This is a genomic window from Prauserella isguenensis (assembly GCF_014191605.1).
Taxonomy (GTDB): domain Bacteria; phylum Actinomycetota; class Actinomycetes; order Mycobacteriales; family Pseudonocardiaceae; genus Prauserella; species Prauserella isguenensis.
In genome coordinates, this window is record NZ_JACHWU010000001.1 from 16,090 (window position 1) to 38,463 (window position 22,374).

Genomic DNA, 22,374 nt, shown 5'->3' on the forward strand with positions numbered 1-22,374 from the left:
GCGAGTGCCCGGGTAGTCGGGCACGGACGCTCCACTACGAGCGGACGGTGTCGAGGACGGTGGTGGACGGCCACGGCTCGCGTTCGGGCGCCCGGTCCGACACCTCGATGCCGCCGTCCAGCGCCGCCAGGGCGGACGGCACCGCGTCGGGGCTGTCGGTGTGCAGTTCGAGCAGCGGCGTGCCCGCCTCGACCCGCTCGCCCGGCTTCGCCAGACAGCGCACGCCCGCCGCGGCCTGCACCGGGTCCTCCTTCCGCGCCCGGCCCGCTCCGAGCCGCCAGGCGGCCACGCCGACGGCACGAGCGTCGAGCGTCGTCAGCACACCGCTCGCCGGCGCCTCGACGACGTGGACGTGCCGGGGTTTCGGCAGGGGTGCGTCCGGGTCGCCGCCCTGCGCACTGATCATGCGGCACCACGTCTCGTACGCCTCCCCGGAGGCCAGCACCGGGCCGGGGTCGACGTCGCCGTGCCCGGCGAGCGCGAGCATCTCGCGGGCCAGCGCCAGCGTGAGGGCCACGACGTCGTCCGGACCTCCGCCGCGGAGCACGTCGACGGCCTCGGCGACCTCGACGGCGTTGCCGACGGCCGCGCCGAGCGGGGTCGACATGTCGGTCAGCAGCGCACGCGTGGGCAGTCCGTGCGCCGTACCGATGTCGACGAGGGTCTTGGCCAGTACGCGCGCCTCGTCGAGTGACGCCATGAACGCGCCGGAGCCGACCTTCACGTCGAGCACCAGGCCGCCAGCACCCTCGGCGATCTTCTTGCTCATGATCGAGCTGGCGATCAGCGGAACCGATTCGACGGTGGAGGTGACGTCCCGCAGCGCGTACAGCTTCCGGTCGGCGGGAGCGAGCGTGTCGGTCGCGGCGCAGACGACCGCACCGATCTCCTCCAACTGCCGGCCGATCGCGCGCGCCGACAGCTGCGCCCGCCAGCCGGGGATCGATTCGAGCTTGTCGAGCGTGCCGCCGGTGTGCCCCAGCCCGCGGCCGGACAGCTGCGGCACCGCGGCACCGCACGTGGCGACCAGCGGCGCCAGCGGCAACGTGATCTTGTCGCCGACGCCTCCGGTGGAGTGCTTGTCGACGGTCGGGCGCGAGACGTGCAGCGCGAGCCGCTCCCCCGAGTCGATCATCGCGCCGGTCCACCGCGCCGTCTCGGCCGTGTCCATGCCGCGCAGGAACACGGCCATCGCCAGCGCCGCCATCTGCTCCTCGGAGACGACGTCGCGCGTGTAGGCGTCGACGACCCAGTCGATCTGCTCCGGGGTCAGCGCCCTACCGTCGCGCTTGTCCCGGATGATGTCGACTGCGGCGAACGGTTCGTGCATGACGACAACCCTATGTCCGATCAGGTCCGCTCGGCGCGCTCACGCGTCGAGGACGCAGAACTCGTTGCCAGAGGGGTCGGCGAACACCAGCCAGGGAAGACCGTCACCGCCGAGCAGCTTCTCCACGACGGCCTGCTGCCGCGGCCCTCCCACCAGGTCAGGGTGGAGCCGCGGCGGCGGGTGTCAGGCGGGCAGGTCGGTCGGGCCGAAGGCGTCCGGCAGCACCTCCGACATCGGCAGGACGCCGCTCGGGGTGTCGAGCAGGCAGTCGGGGCCGCCGAGTTCGTACAGGATCTGCCGGCACCGCCCACACGGCATGAGCAGCTCGCCGGAGCCGCCACGGCACGCCACGGCCGTCAGCCTGCCGCCACCGGAGAGGCGCAGCTGGCCAGCCATGGCGCACTCGGCGCACAGGCCGACGCCGTACGAGGCGTTCTCGACATTGCAGCCGGTCACCACGCGCCCGTCGGACACCAGCCCGGCCGCGCCGACGTGCAGACCCGAGTACGGCGCGTACGCCAGCGCGGCCGCTGCCACGGCCTCGGCGCGCAGCGACTCCCAGTCCGGGGCCGTCATGTATCTTCCCCTCGCCGGTACTGCTGGCCGATCGCCTTCGGCACCCGCAGTCGCTGTGCCGCGACCGCCAGCACGATGATCGTCACGAAGTGCGGCGTGTACGGGATCAGGTCGCTCGGCAGCTCGTCGTTCGTCCAGTAGATCCAGTACAGCACCGCGGCACCGGCGACACCGCCCGCCGCGGCCCACCAGTGGCGCCGGATCAGCTGCAGCACCACGATGATCGCCAACAGCAGCACCGCGCCGTAGCAGAGCGCCAGCACCGCCGCGCCGCCGCCGGACAGCTGCAGCCCGTCGGCGTAGCCGAACAGCGCGGCACCACCCAGCAGCCCGCTGGGCCGGTAGTTACCGAAGATCATCGCGGCGAGGCCGATGTACCCGCGGCCGTTGACCTGGTTCTCGAGGTAGTCCGCGCCGCCTTCCAACAGCACCAGCGACGCACCGCCCATGCCCGCGAACCCGCCGGACGCGGCGACGGCGATGTACTTGTGCAGGTACACGTTCACACCGAGGGACTCGGCCGCCACCGGGCTCTCGCCGCACGAACGCAGCCGCAGCCCGAACCGCGTCCGCCACAGGATGAAGTAGCTCGCGGGCACCAGCAGCAGCGCGATCATCGCCAGCGGTGACACGTGCGTGACGAGTCCCCGCAGCAGACCGGCCACATCGGACAGCACCACGCGTTGCTCGTCCTCGAGTGCGCCGAGCCAGTCGGACAGGAACGTCGCCGAGTAGGTGTCGAACTTCGCCACGGGCGGCGATTCGCGCGGGTTGCCGGAGATCGGCTCGAACACCAGCGTCGCCAGGTACTGCGCGACCCCGAGTCCGAGCAGGTTGATCGCCACGCCCGAGACGATGTGGTTGACGTTGAACGTCACGACCGCCACGGCGTGCAGGAGTCCGCCCAACAGTCCGAACAGGATGCCCGCGGCCAGGCCGACCCAGACGCCGCCGTAGTAGGCGCCCCAGGCCGATCCCCACGTACCGAGGATCATCATGCCCTCGAGGCCGATGTTCATCACGCCCGCGCGCTCGGCCCACAACCCGCCGATCGCGGCCAGCAGGATCGGCAAGCCCAGCCGCAGCGCCGTCTGCGACGTGTCGCTCGAGGTCAGGATCGGCATGTCGGTCAGGTACGACGCCGTCGACAGCACGCCGATCGCCACGACCGCCCACAGCGCGCCGCGTGCCCAACCGGGCAGCCTGCGCTTCGACGTCGTCACCGTCGGGTCCGGCTTCTCCATCACCGTGCTCACACCGCACCGCCTTCCGCAACGCTCGCAGGCCGACCGTTTCCGGCGCGGCCGACGCGGCGCTGCTCGGCGGCCAGGTCGGCGCGGCGGACGATCTCGTACGCCACCACGACGGACAGGACGATCGTGCCCTGCATGATCGTGGCGATCTCGCTGGGAATGCCGATCGACTCGAGCGAGACCGCCGACCGGTCGAGGAACGCCCACAACAGCGCGCCGAACGCGATGCCCGCCGGGTGGTTCCTGCCCAGCAGCGCGACCGCCAGACCCGTGAACCCGTAGCCCTGCGTCGCCGTCATGGCGTAGACGTAGTCACGGCCCAGCAGTTCGGGCATCGCGACCAGCCCGGCGACGCCACCGGAGATCAACATCGCGGCGAGCGTCATCTTCTTCGCGCTCACACCGCCCGCGGCGGCCGCGGTCTTCGACTCGCCGCTGGCCTTGAGCTCGAACCCGAACCGCGTCCGGTTGAGCATGAACCAGTAGCCGTAGCCCAGCGCCACCGCGATGACGACGAAGCCGAACAGCGTGCCCGCCTCGCCGAGCGGAATGCCCGGGATCCGGCCCGACGGCGCGATCTCCTCGGTGGAGAGGTTGTTGCCGTGCAGCACACCGAACTGTTCCGGGTTGATCAGGAACGCCACGATGCCGAACACGATCGAGTTCAGCATGATCGTCGTGATGACCTCGCTGACACCGCGGTAGACCTTCAGCAGCGCGGGCAGCAACGCGTACAGCGCGCCGGAGGCCACCGCGACCACCAGGATCGCGATCACATGCAGCACCGGAGGGAGCTGCATCCACCCGCCGACGATCGCCGCGACCACGGCAGCGAACCGGTACTGGCCCTCCACGCCGATGTTGAAGACGTTCATCTGGAAGCCGACCGCCGCGGCCAGGCCCGCCAGGTAGTAGACGATCGCGAGGTTCACCGTCGAGACGGCCGTGTTGCCGTGGAACAGCTGCGCGCCCATCGTCGCGAACGCCTCGAGCGGATTCGCGCCGGAGATCAGCAGCGCCACCGACGACAGCAGCATCGCGAAGACGATCGCGAGCGCGGGCGGCAGCAGCGCGGTACGCCAGTTGATCACGCGACCTCCTCCGCTGTCCTGCGGGACACCCTCCCCTGCTGCGGCGACAAAGCATGCCGCAGCGGGGGCCCAACCCGGTCGGCCGCCGCGAACGCCACTCCGCAAGCTCCGCAATTCTCGTTCACGCGGCCTCCTCCCCGGCGCCCGTCATGGCCGAGCCGAGCTCGGTCGGCGTCACCGTCGCCGGGTCGGCCTCACTGACGAGGCGGCCGCGGAGCATCACGCGGATCGTGTCGGACAGCCCGATCAGCTCGTCCAGGTCCGCCGACACCAGCAGCACCGCGAGTCCGTTGTGGCGGGCCGCGCGCATCTGCTCCCAGATCAACGCCTGCGCACCGACGTCCACACCGCGGGTCGGATGCGCCGCGATCAACAGCACCGGCTCACCCGACAGCTCCCTGCCCACGATGAGTTTCTGCTGGTTGCCACCCGACAGCGCCCCCGCCAGCACCTCGACACCCGGCGTGCGGACGTCGTACTCCTCGACGACGCGCTCGGTGTCCTGCCGCGCCGCGGCCGGGTTGATCAGCCTGCCGCTCGACACCGGTTCGCGGGTCTGATATCCGAGGATGCGGTTGCTCCACAGCGGCTGCCGCAACAGCAGCCCGTGGCGGTGCCGGTCCTCGGCGATGTAACCGATCCCCGCCTCCCGGCGGGCCAACGTCCCCAGCCGTGTGATGTCGCGCAGCTCACCGCCGGAGGAGGCCAGCTCGACCGTGCCCGCCGACGCCTTGCGCATGCCCATGACGGTCTCGACCAGCTCGGTCTGGCCGTTGCCCTCGACGCCCGCGATCCCGACGATCTCACCCGCGCGCACGGTCAGCGACACGTCGTCGAGCACCGACCGGTCGCCGTCGTCGGCGTCCAGCCGCAACTCGCTCACGCGCAGCACCGGGCGGTCGGTCACCGTCGACTCCCGGGTCTCCGGGCTCGGCAGCTCCGACCCCACCATCATCTCGGCCAGCTGGCGCGAAGTGACCTCCTTCGGGTCGACCGTGCCGACGGTCGTGCCCCGGCGGATGACGGTCACCTCGTCGGCGATCGCCCGCACCTCGTCGAGCTTGTGGGAGATGAACAGGAACGTGTAGCCGTCGGCCTGCATACTGCGGACGGTCTCGAACAGCGCGTCGACCTCCTGCGGCACCAGCACCGCCGTCGGCTCGTCGAGGATGACGATGCGCGCGCCGCGGAACAGCACCTTGACGATCTCAACGCGCTGCCGGTCGGCGACGCCGAGGTTCTCCACGAGCGTGTCGGGGTCGACGTGCAGGCCGGTCCGGTCGGAGAGTTCGGCCAGCTTGGCGCGGGCCTTGCGGCCCATGCCGTACAGGCCCTCGGCGCCGAGCAGGACGTTCTCCCGCACCGTCAGGTTGTCGGCGAGCATGAAGTGCTGGTGCACCATCCCGATGCCCGCCTTGATCGCGTCCTGCGGGTTGCGCAGCTCCACGACCTCGCCACCGACGGAAATGGTGCCCTCGTCCGGCTGCTGCATCCCGTACAGGATCTTCATCAGCGTGGACTTGCCCGCGCCGTTCTCGCCGCACACGGCGTGGACCTCGCCGGCGCGCACGGTCAGGTGCACGTCCGAATTGGCCACCACGCCCGGAAAGCGTTTGGTGATACCGGTGAGTTCGACCACCGGTTCCGGTTCGGTCATCTGTTCTTTCGCCTTGTTCGAGCGGGCTGGTTGGACAGCGGACTGGATCGACGGGTGGTCGGCGGCGGACCGGTGTTCGCCGCCGCGTGGAGCGTTCCACCACCCGAGGGGAGCGTCCACGACCGGAGTGGTCCGATCAAAGCAGACACCCACGCTCCGGTGCGGGACAAGCACCGGAATGCAGCGCGTGGGGCTCGCAGGCGGCGCAGTCACCGCCCGCGAGCCCCACGCGGCCGTCGGACCTGTTCCGGTCCGGCGTCAGCCCTGGGGGGTGTCGGACACCTCGATGTCACCGTCCACGATGGCCTTCTTGTAGCCCTCGAGCTCCTCGGTGACGTCCTCGATGGCCGGGTTGGACTTCGAGTAGCCCACACCGTCGACCGACAGGTCGAACCGCTCCGGCAGGTCGCCCGGGTCGCCCTCGGCGACGGCCGCGATGTAGTCGAACACCGCGACGTCGACCTTCTTGAGCATCGACGTGACGATGACGTCCTTCACGTCGGCCAGCGTCTTCTGCTTGTACTGATCGGAGTCGACACCGATGGCGAGCGCGTCGTTCGTGGCGGCCGCCTCGAACACGCCCTGACCGGAGGCACCTGCGGCGTGGAACAGCACGTCGGAGCCCTGGCTGATCATCGACTTCGACTTGACGTTGGCCTTGGCCGGGTCGTTGAAGCCGCTGATGTCGCCGGCAGGCGTGAGGTACTCGCTCTTGACCTCGATGTTGTCGCCGCCCGCGGCCTTCACGCCCTGTTCGAAGCCGGCCTGGAACTTCTTGATCAGCGGTGTCTGCACGCCGCCGACGAAGCCGACCTGGCACTCGGACGTCTTGTACGCCGCGGCCACGCCCGCGAGGAAGGAGCCCTCCTCCTCGGCGAACACCAGCGGGGTCACGTTCTTCGCGTCGACGGAGTTGTCGTCGACGAGCGCGAACTCGGTGTCCGGGTACTGCGGAGCGACCTTGCGGACCGCCTCGGCGTAGGCGAAGCCGACCGCGATGATCGGGTTGTTGCCCTGCTCGGCCATCTGCCGCAGGCGCTGTTCCTTCGCGGCCTCGGACTCGCTGCCCGCGGCGGGGCTCTCGTTGCCCTTCTCGGCACCGAACTCCTCGACGGCCCTGTCGACGCCCGCGGCGGCGGCGTCGTTGAACGACGCGTCACCCCGGCCACCGACGTCGAAGGCGAGACCGATCTTGAGGTCACCGGCGTCGATGTCGCCGTGCTCGGTCGTCTGCTCCTTCTTGCTGTTCTCGGGCGCGGCGGGAGCCTCGTTGGTGACGCAGCTCCCGGGTTCACCGCCGCCGCCGTCACCCGCCGCCTGGTTCCCGTCCCCACCGGAATCCTTGGCGCAGCCCGCCATTGCCAGCACGCCGGCCATGGCGATTGCCGCCAGCGCTCCACCACGCTTTCGACGCACGGTGTCACTCCCTCCCCGCCTTGCGGGCGGACGAACTGAAGATGTGCCCGGTTTCTCGGGCGGACTGGCGAACCGTACCGCTCCGTGACCTACACGGCAGCTACACGGAACCCTGCGTAATCCAAATGTTTAAGTTCCGATTGATTCTGCCGCGTACAGCTCACGGAGCGTTACCCCCGAACGTCGCGAACCCGGAGCATGGAACAAGCCCCCCGACAGCCGGCGGCGGAACGCGAGATCCCGCGATGGTGTGACGCCCGCGACGCCACGGAGGGGCCCGCCTACGGTAGGCCCCACGTGCGCGATGTCTGGTCGATCACAGCTGGGAACCCGAGGTTGAGCCCGCTGCGCGGGACAGGTCTAGCATTCGGCGCGTATATGACGCTCGGGACACCATGACCTCGAAAAAGACGCGGTCTGCCGGGCGGAGAAGTCCATCAGTGACGTTGGAGGCCGTACACCGATGTCCACCACTGCGAGCACTGCCCCCGAGGCCGGTGCGAGTGATCGGGCGGGCGCCTCACGCCGGAGCGGAACGTTCTACCGCGGCGACCCCGGCATGTGGTCCTGGGTAGCGCATCGCGTTACCGGGGTGCTCACCTTTTTCTTCCTGTTCGTGCACGTGCTCGACACGGCGCTCGTCCGGGTTTCCCCGAACGCCTATGACGAGGTCATCGAGACCTACAAGACGCCCTTCGTCAACCTCCTCGAGGTGGGTCTCGTCGGCGCCGTGCTCTACCACGCGCTGAACGGTATCCGGGTCATCCTGGTCGATTTCTGGGAGAAGGGACCCCAGTACCAGCGCCCGATGTTGTGGACGACCCTCGGCATCTGGGTCCTCGTGATGATCCCGGGCACCTACTTCATGCTCGCGCGCACGGTGAGCGAAATGTTCGGAGGCGGCCACTGATGAGCGAATCGCTGACTCTCGACAAGCCGCGTTCCCCGCGGCGCCCCGCGGCCCGCCGGAACAACTTCGAGCTCTACAGCTGGGCGTTCATGCGGATCTCCGGCCTCGCGCTGGTGATTCTGGTGCTGGGGCACCTGTTCATCATGAACATCCTGGACGGCGGCGTGCACCGCATCAACTTCGCCTTCGTCGCAGGCCGCTGGTCCTCGCCGTTCTGGCAGTTCTGGGACCTGGCGATGCTCTGGCTGGCTCAACTGCACGGCGGCAACGGCCTGCGCACGATCATCGACGACTACGCGCGTAAGGACACCACGCGCTTCTGGCTGAAGATGCTGCTGTACGTCGCCATGGCCGTCATCCTCGTGCTCGGCACGCTGGTGATCTTCACGTTCGACCCGAACATCACGGCCTGACCCCCACCACACGGAGACTTCTCATGCAGTTCCACAAGTACGACGTGGTGATCGTCGGGGCTGGTGGCGCCGGCATGCGCGCGGCCATCGAGGCCGGTCAGCGCTCCCGCACGGCCGTGCTCACCAAGCTGTACCCGACGCGCTCCCACACCGGCGCGGCGCAGGGCGGCATGTGTGCCGCGCTGGCGAACGTCGAGGAGGACAACTGGGAGTGGCACACCTTCGACACCGTCAAGGGTGGCGACTACCTGACCGACCAGGACGCCGCGGAGATCATGGCCAAGGAGGCCATCGACGCGGTGCTGGACCTGGAGAAGATGGGCCTTCCGTTCAACCGCACGGAGGAAGGCAAGATCGACCAGCGCCGCTTCGGCGGTCACACGCGTGACCACGGCAAGGCCGCCGTGCGCCGGGCCTGCTACGCGGCCGACCGCACCGGTCACATGATCCTGCAGACGCTGTACCAGAACTGCGTCAAGCACGGCATCGAGTTCTACAACGAGTTCTACGTCCTCGACGTGACGATGTCGACGAACGAGAACGGCGAGCAGGTCGCGTCCGGCGCGATCGCCTACGAACTCGCGACCGGCGAGATCCACGTCTTCCAGGCCAAGTCGATCGTGTTCGCCACGGGCGGCTTCGGCAAGGTCTTCAAGACCACGTCGAACGCGCACACCCTGACCGGCGACGGCATGGGCATCTACGCGCGCAAGGGCCTGCCGCTCGAGGACATGGAGTTCTACCAGTTCCACCCGACCGGCCTGGCCGGCCTGGGCATCCTGCTCACCGAGGGTGCCCGCGGTGAGGGTGCGATCCTGCGGAACGAGTCGGGCGAGCGGTTCATGGAGCGCTACGCCCCGACGATCAAGGACCTCGCACCGCGCGACATCGTCGCCCGGTCGATGGTGCTCGAGGTGCTCGAAGGCCGGGGCGCGGGTCCGCACAAGGACTACGTGTTCCTCGACTGCACGCACCTCGGCGAGGAGATCCTCGAGACCAAGCTGCCGGACATCACCGAGTTCGCCCGCACGTACCTGGGCGTCGACCCGGTGCACGAGCCGGTCCCGGTGTACCCGACGGCGCACTACGCCATGGGCGGCATCCCGACGAACGTCAAGGGCGAGGCGCTCAAGGACAACGACACGGTCATCGGCGGCCTGTACGCGGCCGGCGAGGCGGCGTGCGTGTCCGTGCACGGGTCGAACCGGCTGGGCACCAACTCGCTGCTCGACATCAACGTGTTCGGCCGTCGCGCGGGCATCGCGGCCGCGGAGTATGCGAACGAGATCGACCACGTCGAGCTGCCCGAGCACCCGGCCAAGATGGTCCAGGGCATGGTCGACCACCTGCGGACCGCCTCCGGCGGCGAGCGCGTGGCCGACATCCGGGGCGAACTGCAGCAGACGATGGACACCAACGCGGCCGTGTACCGCACCGAGGACACGCTGAAGCAGGCGCTGTCCGACGTGCAGGCGCTCAAGGAGCGCTACGGCCGCATCGCCGTCCACGACAAGGGCAAGCGGTACAACACCGACCTGCTCGAAGCCATCGAGCTGGGCTTCCTGCTGGATCTGGCGGAGATGCTGGTGAACGCGGCGCTCGCGCGCAAGGAGTCCCGCGGCGGTCACGCCCGCGAGGACTACCCGGACCGCGACGACACCAACTTCATGCGGCACTCGATGTCGTACAAGATCCTGCCGGAGAAGGAGGACCCGGACGCGCCGCTGGGCCTCACCGGGTTCACGGCCGACCTGCGGCTGGATTACAAGCCGGTCGTCTTCACCCGGTACGAGCCCATGGAGCGGAAGTACTGATGCGTACTGCCGCACCGCACGCGGAGGATGTGAAATGACAGCGGTAGCTGAACCCACCAACGACACGTCGCAGATCCCGGCTCCGGAAGGCTCCGTCACCATCACGGTGAAGATCCTGCGGTTCAACCCGGAGATCGACAACGAGCCGCACTGGGAGTCCTACGACGTCCCGGCGCTGCCGACCGACCGTGTACTGAACCTGCTGATGAACATCAAGAGCTACGCGGACGGCACGCTGTCGTTCCGTCGTAGCTGTGCACACGGCATCTGCGGGTCGGACGCGATGCAGATCAACGGCATCAACCGCCTGGCCTGCAAGGTCCTGGTCAAGGATCTGCTGGCGAAGGAAGGCAAGCAGACCACGGTCACGGTGGCGCCGATCAAGGGCCTGCCGACGATGAAGGACCTCTATGTCGACATGGAGCCCTTCTTCGAGGCGTTCCGCGCGGTCAAGCCGTACCTGATCGCCTACGGCAACGAGCCGACGGGCGAGCGCTACCAGTCGGCTGCCGACCGTGAGCGGTTCGACGACACGACCAAGTGCATCCTGTGCGCCTGCTGTACCTCGTCGTGCCCGGTGTACTGGGCTGACGGCTCGTACTTCGGCCCGGCCGCGATCGTCAACGCGCACCGGTTCATCTTCGACTCGCGGGACGAGGCGGCCGAGGAACGGCTGGACATCCTCAACGACACCGAGGGCGTGTGGCGCTGCCGCACGACGTTCAACTGCACCGACGCCTGCCCGCGCGGGATCCAGGTGACGAAGGCGATCCAGGAGGTCAAGCGCGCGCTGCTGTTCAAGCGCACCTGACCACGCGGTTCACGACGAAGGGCGTCCCGGCTCACGACGAGCCGGGACGCCCTTTTTCGCGTGTCCTGCCCTCGTGTTGCAGGTTCCGGGCGCCGTGTTGCAGGTTCCGGGGGCTGTGTTGCAGGCTCCGGGGGCTGTGTTGCGGGCTCCGGGCGCCGTGTTGCGCCCCGTCGTCGCCCGGCCACCACGCCATCGGATCGGCGCGGTCAGAGGTCGGCGCGGCCTCGCGCATGCCGGTGACCGCCTGCCGGAACTCGCGAGTGTCGTCCGCCACGGGCTCAGGGCGTTGGGACGGCTCGTTCCAGGGCGATTCGCTCATGCCCCTCCGACCGCCCGCGCGTTGCCTCGGATCGGAGTCGTCATCCAACCGTCATCGACAGTGGAGGTCGGAGCAGGCCCTGCACTCACCAGCCCCGCACTCACCAGCCCCTGCGCTCACCACCCGCGAGCGTTGCAGGAGCTCACTCCTCGCCTGCCGAGCCCTGCCGGGTGCGCGACGCGCGCAGTCCACGCCAGCCGATGACGCCGATGATCGTGCCGAGCACGAACGACACGATCGCCAGCACCAGGTGGACCCAGAAGAACGGCGTCGGCGAACCGTCGGCCGCCCACGCGTTGTCGCTGCTCCACAGATTGCGGGCGAAGGTGATCCAGATGACCCAGGACCACACGCCGAAGGCCAGCAGAAACGCCGAAACACCGCGAGACATGCGCATGCGCACCAGTGTCCTCACATGACGGCCGTCACCCCACATCGGGGGATCGACCCGCTTGGCGCGGCCGATATCTGGCTAACCTTCGCAGGTGCATACAGCTCGGATCCGGGTTCTGGTGATCGCCGCGCTCGCGGCTCTGATCGTGACGAGTGCGCCACTGGTGCCATCGGCGACGCCCTCCGCACGGGCCCAGTCGAACTGTCCGAACGCGACGTTGCCGCCACCTCCGGTCGACGAGTCGGAGGAGCCGAAACCCGGCCGGCGTGCGCCTGCGCCGCTGCCCGTGCCCGCGGAGCCGCCGGGTGGCGGCAGGCTCGGCGAGTGCGGACTCGTGCTGCCGCCCGGCGCGCCGAGGCCGCCGCAGCCGCTGACGGCGAAGAACTGGCTCATCCAGGACCTCGACAGCGGGCAGGTGCTGGCCGCTCGGCACCCCCACGGCAGGCAACGGCCCGCGTCACTGATCAAGACGCTGCTCGCGCTCGTGGCGATCGACGAGCTCGACCCGAACCGCGTCGTCCGGCCGACGAAGGAGGACGCCTCGCAGGAGTGCTCCTGCGTGGGCATCGAGGCCGGATCCCCGTACACGGCGCACGACCTGTTGATGGGCCTGATGATGGAGTCCGGCAACGACGCTGCTCACGCGCTCGCCACCGCGCTCGGCGGGGTCCCGACGACGCTGCGGAAGATGAACCGTATGGCCCACAGGCTCGGCGCGACCGACACGCGTGCCGCCACCCCGTCGGGCCTCGACGGGCCCGGCATGGTGACGTCGGCGTACGACCAGGCCCTGCTGTATCGGCACGCTCTGTCGAAGCCGCAGTACGTCGAGGCCGTCAGCACGCGCGAGATCGCGTTCCCCGGCCCCCACGGCGAGCCGTCGTATCCGGTGGTCAACGACGACCGGCTGCACACCGAGTACGCCGGATTCCTCGGCGGCAAGACGGGGTTCACGAGCGACGCACGGCACGCCTACGTCGGCGGTGCGATGCGGAACGGTAGGCGCATCGCCGTCGTGCTGCTGCGCGCGGAGCAGGAGCCCATCCGGGTCAGCGAGCAGGCGATGAGCATGCTCGACTACGGCTTCCAGCTCGCCGCCGCGGGAACCCCGGCTGTCGGCCGGGTCACGACCGCGCCGCCACCTCCGCCGCCGCAGCCGAGGCGCACCGAGGACCCGGCCGACGACGGGGCCGGGAACCGGAGCGCAACCGCGGGTGGCCCGGAGGGCACCGCCGCACGTGCGGCCGACGAGCAGGAGCCGACGACCGGCGTCGGCTGGATCATCGGGATCGTGATGCTCGTGGCGGTCGCCACGGGCGTCGGCATCGCACTCACGCGGGACGAGCAGATCTGACTCCTCGGCGGGCCGGCCGCCACCGATCCCGCGACGAGCCGTCCCACGTCGCAGGCCCGCACGCGTGCCGCCGGTGCCGCGGTTCAGCCGTCGTCGCCCGCCGCGCCGTCGGCCGAACGGGGCGTCGCACTGCGACGCTCGGCAGGAGGCGTCCCGGTCGCTTCGACCTCGGCGGGACCGCCGTCGGCCGTGTCCACCTTCGACGGCAGCGTCTCCTTGGCCAGCAGCCACAGGACGAACCCGCCCGCGGCGATGACCCCGGTGACGGCGAACGCCGCGGTGAACGACCACTCCTCGGCGATCGCGCCGGCGGCCAGCGGGCCGACGACAGCGCCGACGTCGGCGGCCATCTGGAATCCGGCGAGCACGGAACCGCCGCGCGCCTTCGAGCCGAGAACGTCGGCGAGCGCCGCGTTGTGCGCCGGGTTGAGGAAGCCCGCGCCGACGCCCGTGACCACGGTCGCGGCGAGGAACAGCCACGTGTTCTCGGTGAGACCCAGTGCCACGGTGCCGACAGCGAGCAGCGCCAACCCTGCGAGCGCGGGCGGCTTGCGGCCGTGGGTGTCGGCGAAGCGACCCGAGCCGAGCAGTACGAGCGCGTTGGCTCCGGCGAACAGGGCGAGCGCGAGGCCGGTGAACGTCTCGTCCTTCGCCAGCACGGCCGACACGAACAGCGGGATCAGCGACATCCGCACGCCCAGCACGACCCAGCCGTTGGTGAGGTTGGACGTGAGCGCAGCACGGTAGGTGGGGTGGCGCAGTGCCTCGCGGAACGTCATCGTCGGCGCTTCGTCGTCGTCGGCCCGGGAGGCGAGGTCGGACCGGCGCAGCTGCCAGAACACGAGCACGGTCGCCGCGACGAGCGCCACGCCGTACACGAGGAACGGGGCGCGCAGCGACACCGCGACGAGGCCGCTACCGAGCACGGGACCCGCGACGCCGCCGAGCAGGAAACTGGTGCCCCACAGTCCGGACGCCCGGCCGCGCAACTGCGGCGGCGAGATGCGGATGAGCAGGCCGATCGCCGACACGGTGAACATCGTCGACCCGACACCGCCGATGGCGCGGAACAGCAGCAGCTGCCAGTACTCGGCCGCGAAGGCGCACAGGATCGTCGATGCGGCCACGATGGACACGCCCCACAGGTACGTGGGGCGTTCGCCGAACCGCGTCACCAGCCGTCCGCTCACCGGCGCGAACAGCAGCCGCACCAGAGCGAACGCACTGACCACGAACGACGCCGCGGTCAGGCCGACGTCGAAGCTGTGGGCGAAGTTCGGCAGGGCGGGCCCGATGATGCCGTAGCCGATCGCGATGAGGAAGCTCGCGCCGACCAGGACGTACACCTCGCGCGGCAGGCGCGCCGGGGTGTCGGTGCCGTCTCCGCCGTTGCCCTCGGCGTCCCGGGGGTCACGCGCGGTCCCGGTGTGGGCGTCGGACCGGTCGTCGGAACCGTGTCCCGGAGCTGGATTGGTCACTGCACACTCCTTCCGGAGCGAGCCTAATGACCTTCGCGCGGAAACGGCGCCGGGTCACCGTCGCGGGGAGCGCACCGCCGGATCACCGCCGCCGCGGGCTCACCACGGCGTCACCACGACGTCACCGCGGCGTGCCTGTCAGCGCCGTTTGCGGCCGAGCCAGCCGAGCAGCGCGCCGGCGCCGAACGCACCCGCGGCCGTGCCCATGCCGGGGCCGCGGCGGACGGTGACGTTCGGGCGCACGATCGTCGCGGCCGGTGGCTCGACGACCCGGACCTGGTTCTCGCGCGCCGTCGCCGTCCATGCGGTGACAAGCAGCAGGAAGCGCGACACCAGGTTGGCGAACACGAGCAGACCGATGATGGGGCCGAACAGGGCACCGCTGGGCGAGCTCGTCACGCTGGCGAGGTAGAACGACCCCACGTTCTTGAGCAACTCGAACCCGAGTGCTGCCAGGACGGCGCCCTTCACGGCGCTGCGCGGGTTGACCTTGTCCCGCGGAAGCTGCGAGATCACCCAGGTGAACACGAGGACGTTCGCGGCAAGCGAGAGCACGACCGTCGCGGCGCGCAGTGCGTACTGGGCCCAGGCGTAGTCGTCGAGCCCGACGAGGCCGAGCAGCCACGCGCCGGCGGCACCGCCGACCGCGGTGAGGCCGAACGACAACACGAGGGCGGCACCCAGGCCCACGAGGGAGACGAGGTCCTTGAGCTTCGTGGACAGGAACGGCTTCTTCGGCGGGTCCTGCGCCCACTGCGCGGTGAGCGCGTCGCGGAGGTTGCCCATCCAGCCGAGCCCCGAATACAGGGCGCCGAGCAGACCGATCACACCGAGTCCGGCCCGGGCTTGGGTGACCGAGTCGACGATCTTCTCCAGGAAATCGCGCAGCCCCTCGGGAGCCGAGGTGACGATGCCGTCCTTCAGCTCGTTCATCAGCGTCGCATTGCCGGCGAGCACGAAGCCCGCGACCGAGAACGCGACCATCAGCAGCGGGAACAGCGACAGCACCGAGAAGTAGGTGATCGCGGCGGCGTAGTGGTTGCCGTGCCGCTCGGTGAAGGCGTCATTGGCTCTGACCAGGTGATCCAGCCACGGATACTTGCGCCGCATCCGCGGCAGGAACCCCTCTTTTTCCGCCTTCTGCTCTGTCACGCGCAGGAAGCTAACGGCGGGGCGCATGCGGGTGCAAACCGACGCGCACACCGTCGGCGTGCACCACCCACCCGGGCGGTGCACGCCGACGTCCGATCGTGACCGGCTCGTTCGCCCCCAAGGGCACCTTGGAGGTGCCCGAGTGCCCCGAAGGTGCCCTTGGCGTATGCCTACACGACGGGCTGCAGCGTGCGGCCGTAGGTGGTGCCGCGCTGCTTGGCAGGGCGGCCCGCCAGGTCGGCGAGCATGCCGAGTTCGTCGGCGGTGCGCGACGAGCCGTGCTCCGAACCGGCCATCCGCGAGATGGTCTCCTCCATCAGCGTGCCGCCGATGTCGTTGGCGCCGCCGCGGAGGATCTGCGCCGTTCCCTCGTCGCCGAGCTTGACCCACGAGCACTGCACGTTGTCGATCAGGCCGTGCAACGCCAGCCTCGCGAAGGCGTGGACGGCCCGGTTGTCCCGCACGGTCGGCCCGGGACGCGCCACACCGGCGAGGTAGATCGGCGCGTTGTGGTGCACGAACGGCAGCGCGACGAACTCGGTGAACCCGCCGGTCTCACGTGCGATGCCGCCGAGCACCCGCAGGTGGCCGAGCCAGTGGCCGGGGTGGTCGACGTGGCCGTACATCATCGTGCTCGACGACGGGATGCCCACGCGGTGCGCGGTCGTGACGACATCGATCCACGTCTTCGCGGGCAGTTTGCCCTTGGTGAGCACCCAGCGGACGTCGTCGTCGAGGATCTCGGCGGCCGTGCCGGGGATGGAGTCGAGCCCGGCGTCGCGCAGCTCGGTGAGCCACTCCTGGATGCTCACACCCGCCTTCGACGCCGCCGACACGACCTCCATCGGCGAGAACGCGTGGACGTGCATGTCCGGCACGGCCTTCTTGATGGCGCGCACGATGTCGGCGTAGTAGCTGACCGGCAGTTTCGGGTCGATGCCGCCCTGCATGCACACCTCGGTGGCACCGGCCTCGGAGGCCTCGACCGCCCGTGCGGCCACCTCGTCGGTGGACAGCCGGAACGCGTCGGCGTCCCGCTCCCGCTGAGCGAACGCACAGAACCGGCAGCCGACGTAGCAGACGTTGGAGAAGTTGATGTTCCGGTTGACGACGTAGGTGATGTCGTCGCCCACCACGTCGGCGCGCAGGTCGTCGGCGAGTCGCGTCAGCGACTCCAGCGCGGGCCCGTCGGCGGTGAGCAGTGCCATGGCGGCCTCCGCGTTGGACTCCTCGAGCAGTGCGGCCGGGTTCTGCTCGGCGAGCCGAAGCCCCTCACGCGCCTCGGTGTCCAATCGCTCAGGTCCGTTGTGGACACTGTCGCGCAGGGCGTCCCAATCACCGTAGACGCTGTCGAAGTCGCCGCGCCGGTCCGACGTACGCCCCTCGGTGTCGATGGTGGCGTTCAGGTCGGCGCGCCCGATGGTGTCGAGACCGCCGTCCGGTTCCTGCCATTCGCGGCCCTCGACATCGACGGACTCGTCGGCGAGACCGTCCCCAGTGGACAGTGCGCGGACGTGGCCGTGAAGCCGGATGTCGATCCACTTCTCCGCGTCCCGGACGTACTTCGGGTAGGCCGTCAACCGCTCGTGCAGGTCGAATCCGGCGTCCGCGGTCCAGCGGGTGAGCTCGTCGACGTGCGGCCACGGTGCCTCGGGGTTGACGTGGTCGGGCGTGACCGGCGAGACACCGCCCCAGTCGTCGATGCCCGCACGCAGGATGAGCGCGTGCTCGTCGCCGACGAGGTTCGGCGGCGCCTGCACGCTCACGCCGGGCGGCATCAGCAGGCGCGCCACGGCGACGGTGGCGGCGAGCTCGGCCAGGTCGGCGTCCTCGTGGGAACGCATCGCGGTGTCCGGTTTGGACCGGAAGTTCTGGACGATGATCTCCTGCACGTTGCGGTACTGCCGTGCGCGTTTGCGGATCTCGTGCAACGACTCGGCGCGTTCGGTGATCGTCTCGCCGATGCCCACGAGAATGCCCGTGGTGAACGGAACGCCGACCCGGCCCGCATCGTCGAGCACGCGCAGCCGCACGGCCGGTTCCTTGTCGGGACTGCCGTAGTGCGGCCCGCCCTTCTCCGACCACAACCGTTCGGCCGTGGTCTCCAGCATCATGCCCATGCTCGGTGCGACGGGCTTCAGGCGCTGCAGCTCCTCCCAGCTCATGACTCCGGGGTTCAGGTGCGGCAGCAGGCCGGTCTCCTCGAGCACAGCGATCGCGCACGACCGCACGTAGTCCACAGTGGAGTCGTAACCGCGCTCGTCGAGCCACTGCCGGGCTTCCGGCCACCGCTCCTCGGGCCGGTCGCCGAGCGTGAACAGTGCCTCCTTGCACCCGGCGGCCGCACCGGCGCGCGCGATGTCGAGCACCTCGTCCCGTTCGAGGTAGATCGACTCCGCCTTGCCGGGCACCGTGACGAACGTGCAGTAGTGACACCGGTCCCGGCACAGGTGGGTGAGCGGGATGAAGACCTTGCGACTGTAGGTGACGACGCCGGTTCTGCCCTGATCGGCCAGGTGGGCCTCGCGGACGCGGCTCGCGATGTCCATCAGCGCGTTCAGGTCGTCGCCGCGGGCGTGCAGCAGGACGGCCGACTCGGTGACATCGAGCGTTGAGCCGTCGGCAGCCCGTTTCAGAGCGCGGCGCATGGCCGAGGCGGACGGGGCGGGTTCGGGCTGAGGAAGCGAGATCTGGCGAGCCATGGTCCCGACACTAAGCGTCGGCTCACCGCGACGCTAAGCCTGGGAACTCACACTCGACCGGACGACCAACACGAGTAGTGTGCGCCCGGCTCCTGCGTCAGTCGACCGTGACGCTCGTCATGGAGGCGTCCGCCGCTGTACGGGGCCCGGGAGGTCGAACGACGGCGGGGTCGAGATCGGCGGCGACGGTCGCGATCTCGGCGACTGCGCCTCCGGACACTGCGGACCCCGACGTCGTGGGTGCGGACGTCGTGGGTGCCGAGGTCGTGGGTGCGGACGCTGCGGGTTCCGCGGTTGCTGCCTCCGCGGTGGACTCCGCGCGCATGCCCTGGGCTGCGGCCGCTTCACGTGCCTTCTTGCGCCGCTGCCGGACGACGCCGGCGACCATGCCGACGACACCGAGGACGATCGCTGCCAGCCCGACCGGCCCGAGCACGCCCAGCGTCATCGCGTTCGGAGTGGGCTGGGCCACCGCTTCTGCGGCCGGGGCCGCCGTCGCGGGGGCGCTCACGAGCGTCGTCGCACCGAGTGTCGCCAGCGTGGTCACAGCCACCGCCGACACACGCACCGCGCGCGTCGGATGAGCCGGCTCCCGGTCAGAACTGCCCACCGCACGTCCTCCTGGATCACCCGCACCGGCCGTCACCCTGCAAGGTGAGGTCGGCGACGACGATACTACTGACAGTGTCGAAAGCACTCGCCGTGCCACGACGCGGGTGAGACTAGCGACCCGCACGGACCAACATATGCGCGGGGCCCGTGGCTGTTGTGTAAAGCCCGCCCTGCCACGACGAACGGCACCCGGCGATCCGGCCTCGCACCGGCCCCCGGCGCACCCGGCCACACCGTCCGGACGGACACGGCGGTGATGTCGACGCTGCGCACGCGGCCGAGCCGCCGGCGACGTCTCGCACGGCCCGGCGCTCCCGCCGTGGCCGCGACCGGCCACGGCGGGAAACCCCGATCACGATCAGCCGACGATGATGCCGCGGTCGTACCTCGCGGCGGCTTCGAGGCGGGTGCGGCTGTAGCCCTTGATCCCGAGGCTGGCGCGTCCGGGATCCGACACGTAGAACTCACCGGCCGAGTTGGTGCCCCGCGCGACGACGTAGTGCCCGTAGCTCGGCTCGCCGCCCAGCAGGACGCCGTGGTTCACGTTGAGGATCACCGGCTTCCCGTCCTCCGCGGCGGCAAGTGCGCTGGCGTAGTCCACCTTCCGGGCGCTCGTGTCGTACGCGGCGAGACCGTTGATCAGGTGGCTGACGTCGGAGCCCCACGTGCCGGACGGGATCTGGCAGGCCTCGCGCATGTTGATGACCGCCTGCTTGTACGAGCCCGACGGCGGGCGGCCCAGAGCGTACAGCGTGATGACGGCCGAGGTCGGGCCGCAGTTCTCGGAGCTCTTGGGGCCGGTGTCCATCTGGTTGATGACGACGAGGTCGCCCGAGCCGCCGCCGGGGTCGGGATCGGGGTCCGAACCGGAGCCCTTCGTGCGGCTGACACCGAGCGCGGCCATCGTCTTCGCACCCGCGTAGCCGTCGACGGTGAGACCCTGCGAGTTCTGGAAGCTCTTCACCGCCGAGATGGTGACGGGGCCGTAGTCACCGTCGGCGACGACACCGACGGCGGATTGGACGGCCTTGACGACGGTCGCCAGTTCACTTTGCGTGACCGGCCCCGCGTAGCCGTCGACCACGAGAGCGCGGTCCGACTGGAAGGACTCGACCGCGCTGGTCGTCATCGGTCCCGCATCACCGTCGATCACGCCCCGGTAGTAGTAGAGCCCCTTGAGGGACTTCTGGATGGCGGACATCGACGCGGCGTGCGCGGAGGCCGGAATCAGGAGGCCTGCGGCCGCGGCCATCCCGGCCGCGGCGGTCCCCCGGAGCATGGAACGGCGTGTGACGGGCCTGCGATTCTTCACGATGCTTCCTTCGATCGGCGTGCCATGACGCGGCGGCGACACCGAGGAGCGATGTCACCCGTTCGCCGGACGAGTGGAACATCGGGGAGGACACGGACAGTACCGACGGAAGTCTCCGTGGCCCGGAAGTCCTCCGTTCGTCGGGTACGGGACACGGCGCGGCAGCGGGCCGGTCGCGGCAGCAGAGTGGGCGAAGCGTCAGAGCGGGAAGCAGCAGAGCGGCGAAGCGTCAGAGCCGGCGCGGCGTCAGAGCGTGCGGGCGAACGTGTCCGTCAACAGCCCACTCAGCAGCTCGGCGTTCGCGTCGAGTGCCACGTGCGCGTTCGCCGGCTCGGGCGCGCCGGGGCGCGTGTCGATCACGGTGCGGCCCACGGTCGCGGCACCGGCCGTTTCGACGGTGACCGGTAGCGGACTCGTCCGGACCACGTCGGGCCGGACCAGGTAGGCGGTGCAGACGACGTCGTGTACCGGCGCCGCACCGTCGCCCGCGCCACCGGAATAGGCGTCGATGCGCCGTCCGATGAACCGGTCCGCCGCGGTGCCCGCGGGTGTGCCGAGTCCGGCCAATGCACGGCAGGCGTCCCGGGTGATGACCGCACGGTGCGTGGCGTCGAGCGTCACCAACGTCAGCTTCGGGAATCCCGCAGCCAGGACCATCGCGGCCGCTTCCGGGTCGGCCCAGATGTTGAACTCCGCGGAGGCCGTCACGTTCGCGGTCGCGTGGCCGCCGCCCATGATCACGATCTCGTCCACGCGGCCGGTCAGTCCGGGGTCGAGCGCGAGCGCGGCGGCGATGTTGCTGAGCGGCCCGACGGCGACGAGCGTGACCGGCTCGGCCGCGCCACGCAGCGTCTCGATCAGGTACTCGACCGCGCCCTGCGCCTGCGCTCGGCTGCTCGGCTCCGGGATGTCGAGCGCCGTCCCGTGCGGGTCGTCCTTACCGCCGGAGTCGAAATGCCGGGCCGAGGGAAAGTCGGTTCGCACGATCGGCCGCGTCAACCCGGGATGCACGGGTATCCCGGCACAGCCGATCCAGTCCAGGACGCGCAGCGTGTTGTCGGTCGTCGCGGCGAGCGACACGTTGCCGTTGACGGTGGTCACGCCGAGGAGCTCCAGGTCGGGATGGAGCGCCGCGAACATGAGCGCGACGGCATCGTCCGTTCCCGTGTCCACGTCCATGATCAGCCTGCGCGCCATCGAACCTCCAGAATCGCCGGACAACCGCGCCGACCCTAGCCGTCCCGACGGTGGACGGAAACGGGATCGATCACGAGACCCGATGTGTGGGCACTACCGCACCGCGGCTAGGCGAAGCGGACGAAGCCGACCGCCCTCCGGGTGATCGTGAACGGTGTTCCACCTTCGGCCATGGGGCGCAGACCTTCGCGGATGCCGTCGTCCAGGTGGCCGTGGACATCGAAGCGCTCGACCTCGCAGTGCTCCATGACGTCGCGGATGTAGGGGTCCGACAGCCGCCAGTGCTCGCGGATGGCGTCCGAGTCGCGGTAGAGCTGGTAGCTGTAGGCGAGCATCCGCTCTTCGTCGATGAACACGTCCACCATGAGCTGCGGGCCGTGCTCCTCGACGAACTCCACCGCCCGGCGCACCACCCTGGTGAACTCGGCGAGGTGTCCGTCGAAGATCCGCATGGTGTTACGGAAGAGGATCGGTCCCTCATCAGGCTTCAACATGCGACCAGTCTCAAACCTCGAGTTAACTGGACGTCAAGTCCAACTCGTCGAGGAACCTCACGCCGGCGTCGGGCCGGAACTCGAGGACC

General features: G+C 69.8%; 19 protein-coding genes. 5 read left to right on the forward strand and 14 right to left on the reverse strand.

Annotation, left to right across the window (positions count from 1 at the left end):
- Positions 1-34 precede the first annotated feature (34 nt).
- The 6 genes from FHS23_RS00070 to FHS23_RS00095 form a co-directional block, all read right to left on the reverse strand.
- Positions 35-1,330 (reverse strand): thymidine phosphorylase, encoded by a 1,296-nt coding sequence (locus FHS23_RS00070; RefSeq protein ID WP_183645932.1) that lies wholly within the window; start codon positions 1,328-1,330, stop codon positions 35-37.
- A 183-nt stretch (positions 1,331-1,513) separates the two neighbouring features.
- The gene (locus FHS23_RS00075; protein ID WP_183645934.1) at positions 1,514-1,906 is read right to left on the reverse strand and encodes a cytidine deaminase; all 393 of its coding nucleotides are present in this window, start codon (positions 1,904-1,906) and stop codon (positions 1,514-1,516) included.
- Complete coding sequence (locus tag FHS23_RS00080; protein ID WP_183650424.1) at positions 1,903-3,150, reverse strand: ABC transporter permease; 1,248 nt, start codon at positions 3,148-3,150, stop codon at positions 1,903-1,905. The genes FHS23_RS00075 and FHS23_RS00080 overlap by 4 nt, the downstream gene beginning before the upstream one ends.
- A gap of 8 nt (positions 3,151-3,158) precedes the next feature.
- Positions 3,159-4,250: an ABC transporter permease subunit gene (locus tag FHS23_RS00085; RefSeq protein WP_183645936.1), complete on the reverse strand. Its 1,092-nt coding sequence runs from the start codon at positions 4,248-4,250 to the stop codon at positions 3,159-3,161.
- Between the two features lie 121 nt (positions 4,251-4,371).
- The gene (locus tag FHS23_RS00090) at positions 4,372-5,907 is read right to left on the reverse strand and encodes an ABC transporter ATP-binding protein (RefSeq protein WP_183645938.1); all 1,536 of its coding nucleotides are present in this window, start codon (positions 5,905-5,907) and stop codon (positions 4,372-4,374) included.
- 258 nt (positions 5,908-6,165) lie between these two features.
- Positions 6,166-7,284, reverse strand: coding sequence for a BMP family lipoprotein (locus tag FHS23_RS00095; RefSeq protein ID WP_183650427.1), 1,119 nt, complete (start codon positions 7,282-7,284; stop codon positions 6,166-6,168).
- Between the two features lie 502 nt (positions 7,285-7,786).
- On the opposite strand from FHS23_RS00095, the gene sdhC reads away from it, so the two are divergent.
- The 4 genes from sdhC to FHS23_RS00115 are packed head-to-tail and all read left to right on the forward strand — an operon-like array spanning position 7,787 to position 11,271.
- Positions 7,787-8,233, forward strand: coding sequence for a succinate dehydrogenase, cytochrome b556 subunit (gene sdhC, locus FHS23_RS00100; protein WP_183645940.1), 447 nt, complete (start codon positions 7,787-7,789; stop codon positions 8,231-8,233).
- Positions 8,233-8,646, forward strand: a complete 414-nt coding sequence (locus tag FHS23_RS00105) for a succinate dehydrogenase hydrophobic membrane anchor subunit (protein WP_183645943.1) — start codon at positions 8,233-8,235, stop codon at positions 8,644-8,646. The genes sdhC and FHS23_RS00105 overlap by 1 nt, the downstream gene beginning before the upstream one ends.
- A 23-nt stretch (positions 8,647-8,669) precedes the next feature.
- Positions 8,670-10,460 carry a succinate dehydrogenase flavoprotein subunit gene (sdhA, locus tag FHS23_RS00110; RefSeq protein WP_183645945.1) on the forward strand — a complete coding sequence of 597 codons (1,791 nt, stop codon included), beginning with the start codon at positions 8,670-8,672 and terminating at the stop codon, positions 10,458-10,460.
- Positions 10,461-10,494: 34 nt separating this feature from the next.
- Entirely contained in the window at positions 10,495-11,271 is a 777-nt protein-coding gene (locus FHS23_RS00115; RefSeq protein ID WP_183645947.1) for a succinate dehydrogenase iron-sulfur subunit, read from the forward strand.
- A gap of 461 nt (positions 11,272-11,732) precedes the next feature.
- On the opposite strand, the gene FHS23_RS00120 is transcribed toward FHS23_RS00115, so the two are convergent.
- Positions 11,733-11,987 (reverse strand): SCO4848 family membrane protein, encoded by a 255-nt coding sequence (locus tag FHS23_RS00120; protein WP_183645950.1) that lies wholly within the window; start codon positions 11,985-11,987, stop codon positions 11,733-11,735.
- An 88-nt stretch (positions 11,988-12,075) separates the two neighbouring features.
- Here FHS23_RS00120 and FHS23_RS00125 point away from each other — a divergent pair, with 88 nt between their 5' ends.
- Complete coding sequence (locus FHS23_RS00125; RefSeq protein WP_343053535.1) at positions 12,076-13,338, forward strand: D-alanyl-D-alanine carboxypeptidase family protein; 1,263 nt, start codon at positions 12,076-12,078, stop codon at positions 13,336-13,338.
- 83 nt (positions 13,339-13,421) lie between these two features.
- Here the strand turns inward: FHS23_RS00125 and FHS23_RS00130 are convergent, their stop codons facing one another.
- From FHS23_RS00130 to FHS23_RS00160, 7 genes are all read right to left on the reverse strand, one after another.
- Positions 13,422-14,696: an MFS transporter gene (locus FHS23_RS00130; RefSeq protein WP_183650433.1), complete on the reverse strand. Its 1,275-nt coding sequence runs from the start codon at positions 14,694-14,696 to the stop codon at positions 13,422-13,424.
- 258 nt (positions 14,697-14,954) lie between these two features.
- On the reverse strand, positions 14,955-15,926 hold the full coding sequence (gene yhjD, locus FHS23_RS00135) for an inner membrane protein YhjD (protein WP_425501096.1): 972 nt from the start codon (positions 15,924-15,926) through the stop codon (positions 14,955-14,957).
- A gap of 212 nt (positions 15,927-16,138) precedes the next feature.
- Positions 16,139-18,670, reverse strand: a complete 2,532-nt coding sequence (locus tag FHS23_RS00140) for a bifunctional FO biosynthesis protein CofGH (protein ID WP_183645954.1) — start codon at positions 18,668-18,670, stop codon at positions 16,139-16,141.
- A 97-nt stretch (positions 18,671-18,767) separates the two neighbouring features.
- The gene (locus FHS23_RS23860; RefSeq protein ID WP_221219298.1) at positions 18,768-19,280 is read right to left on the reverse strand and encodes a hypothetical protein; all 513 of its coding nucleotides are present in this window, start codon (positions 19,278-19,280) and stop codon (positions 18,768-18,770) included.
- Positions 19,281-19,640: 360 nt separating this feature from the next.
- Positions 19,641-20,594 carry a peptidoglycan-binding protein gene (locus FHS23_RS00150; RefSeq protein WP_183645955.1) on the reverse strand — a complete coding sequence of 318 codons (954 nt, stop codon included), beginning with the start codon at positions 20,592-20,594 and terminating at the stop codon, positions 19,641-19,643.
- Between the two features lie 246 nt (positions 20,595-20,840).
- Entirely contained in the window at positions 20,841-21,791 is a 951-nt protein-coding gene (locus FHS23_RS00155; RefSeq protein WP_183645958.1) for a nucleoside hydrolase, read from the reverse strand.
- Positions 21,792-21,898: 107 nt separating this feature from the next.
- Positions 21,899-22,285, reverse strand: coding sequence for a hypothetical protein (locus FHS23_RS00160; protein WP_183645960.1), 387 nt, complete (start codon positions 22,283-22,285; stop codon positions 21,899-21,901).
- Positions 22,286-22,374 lie beyond the last annotated feature (89 nt).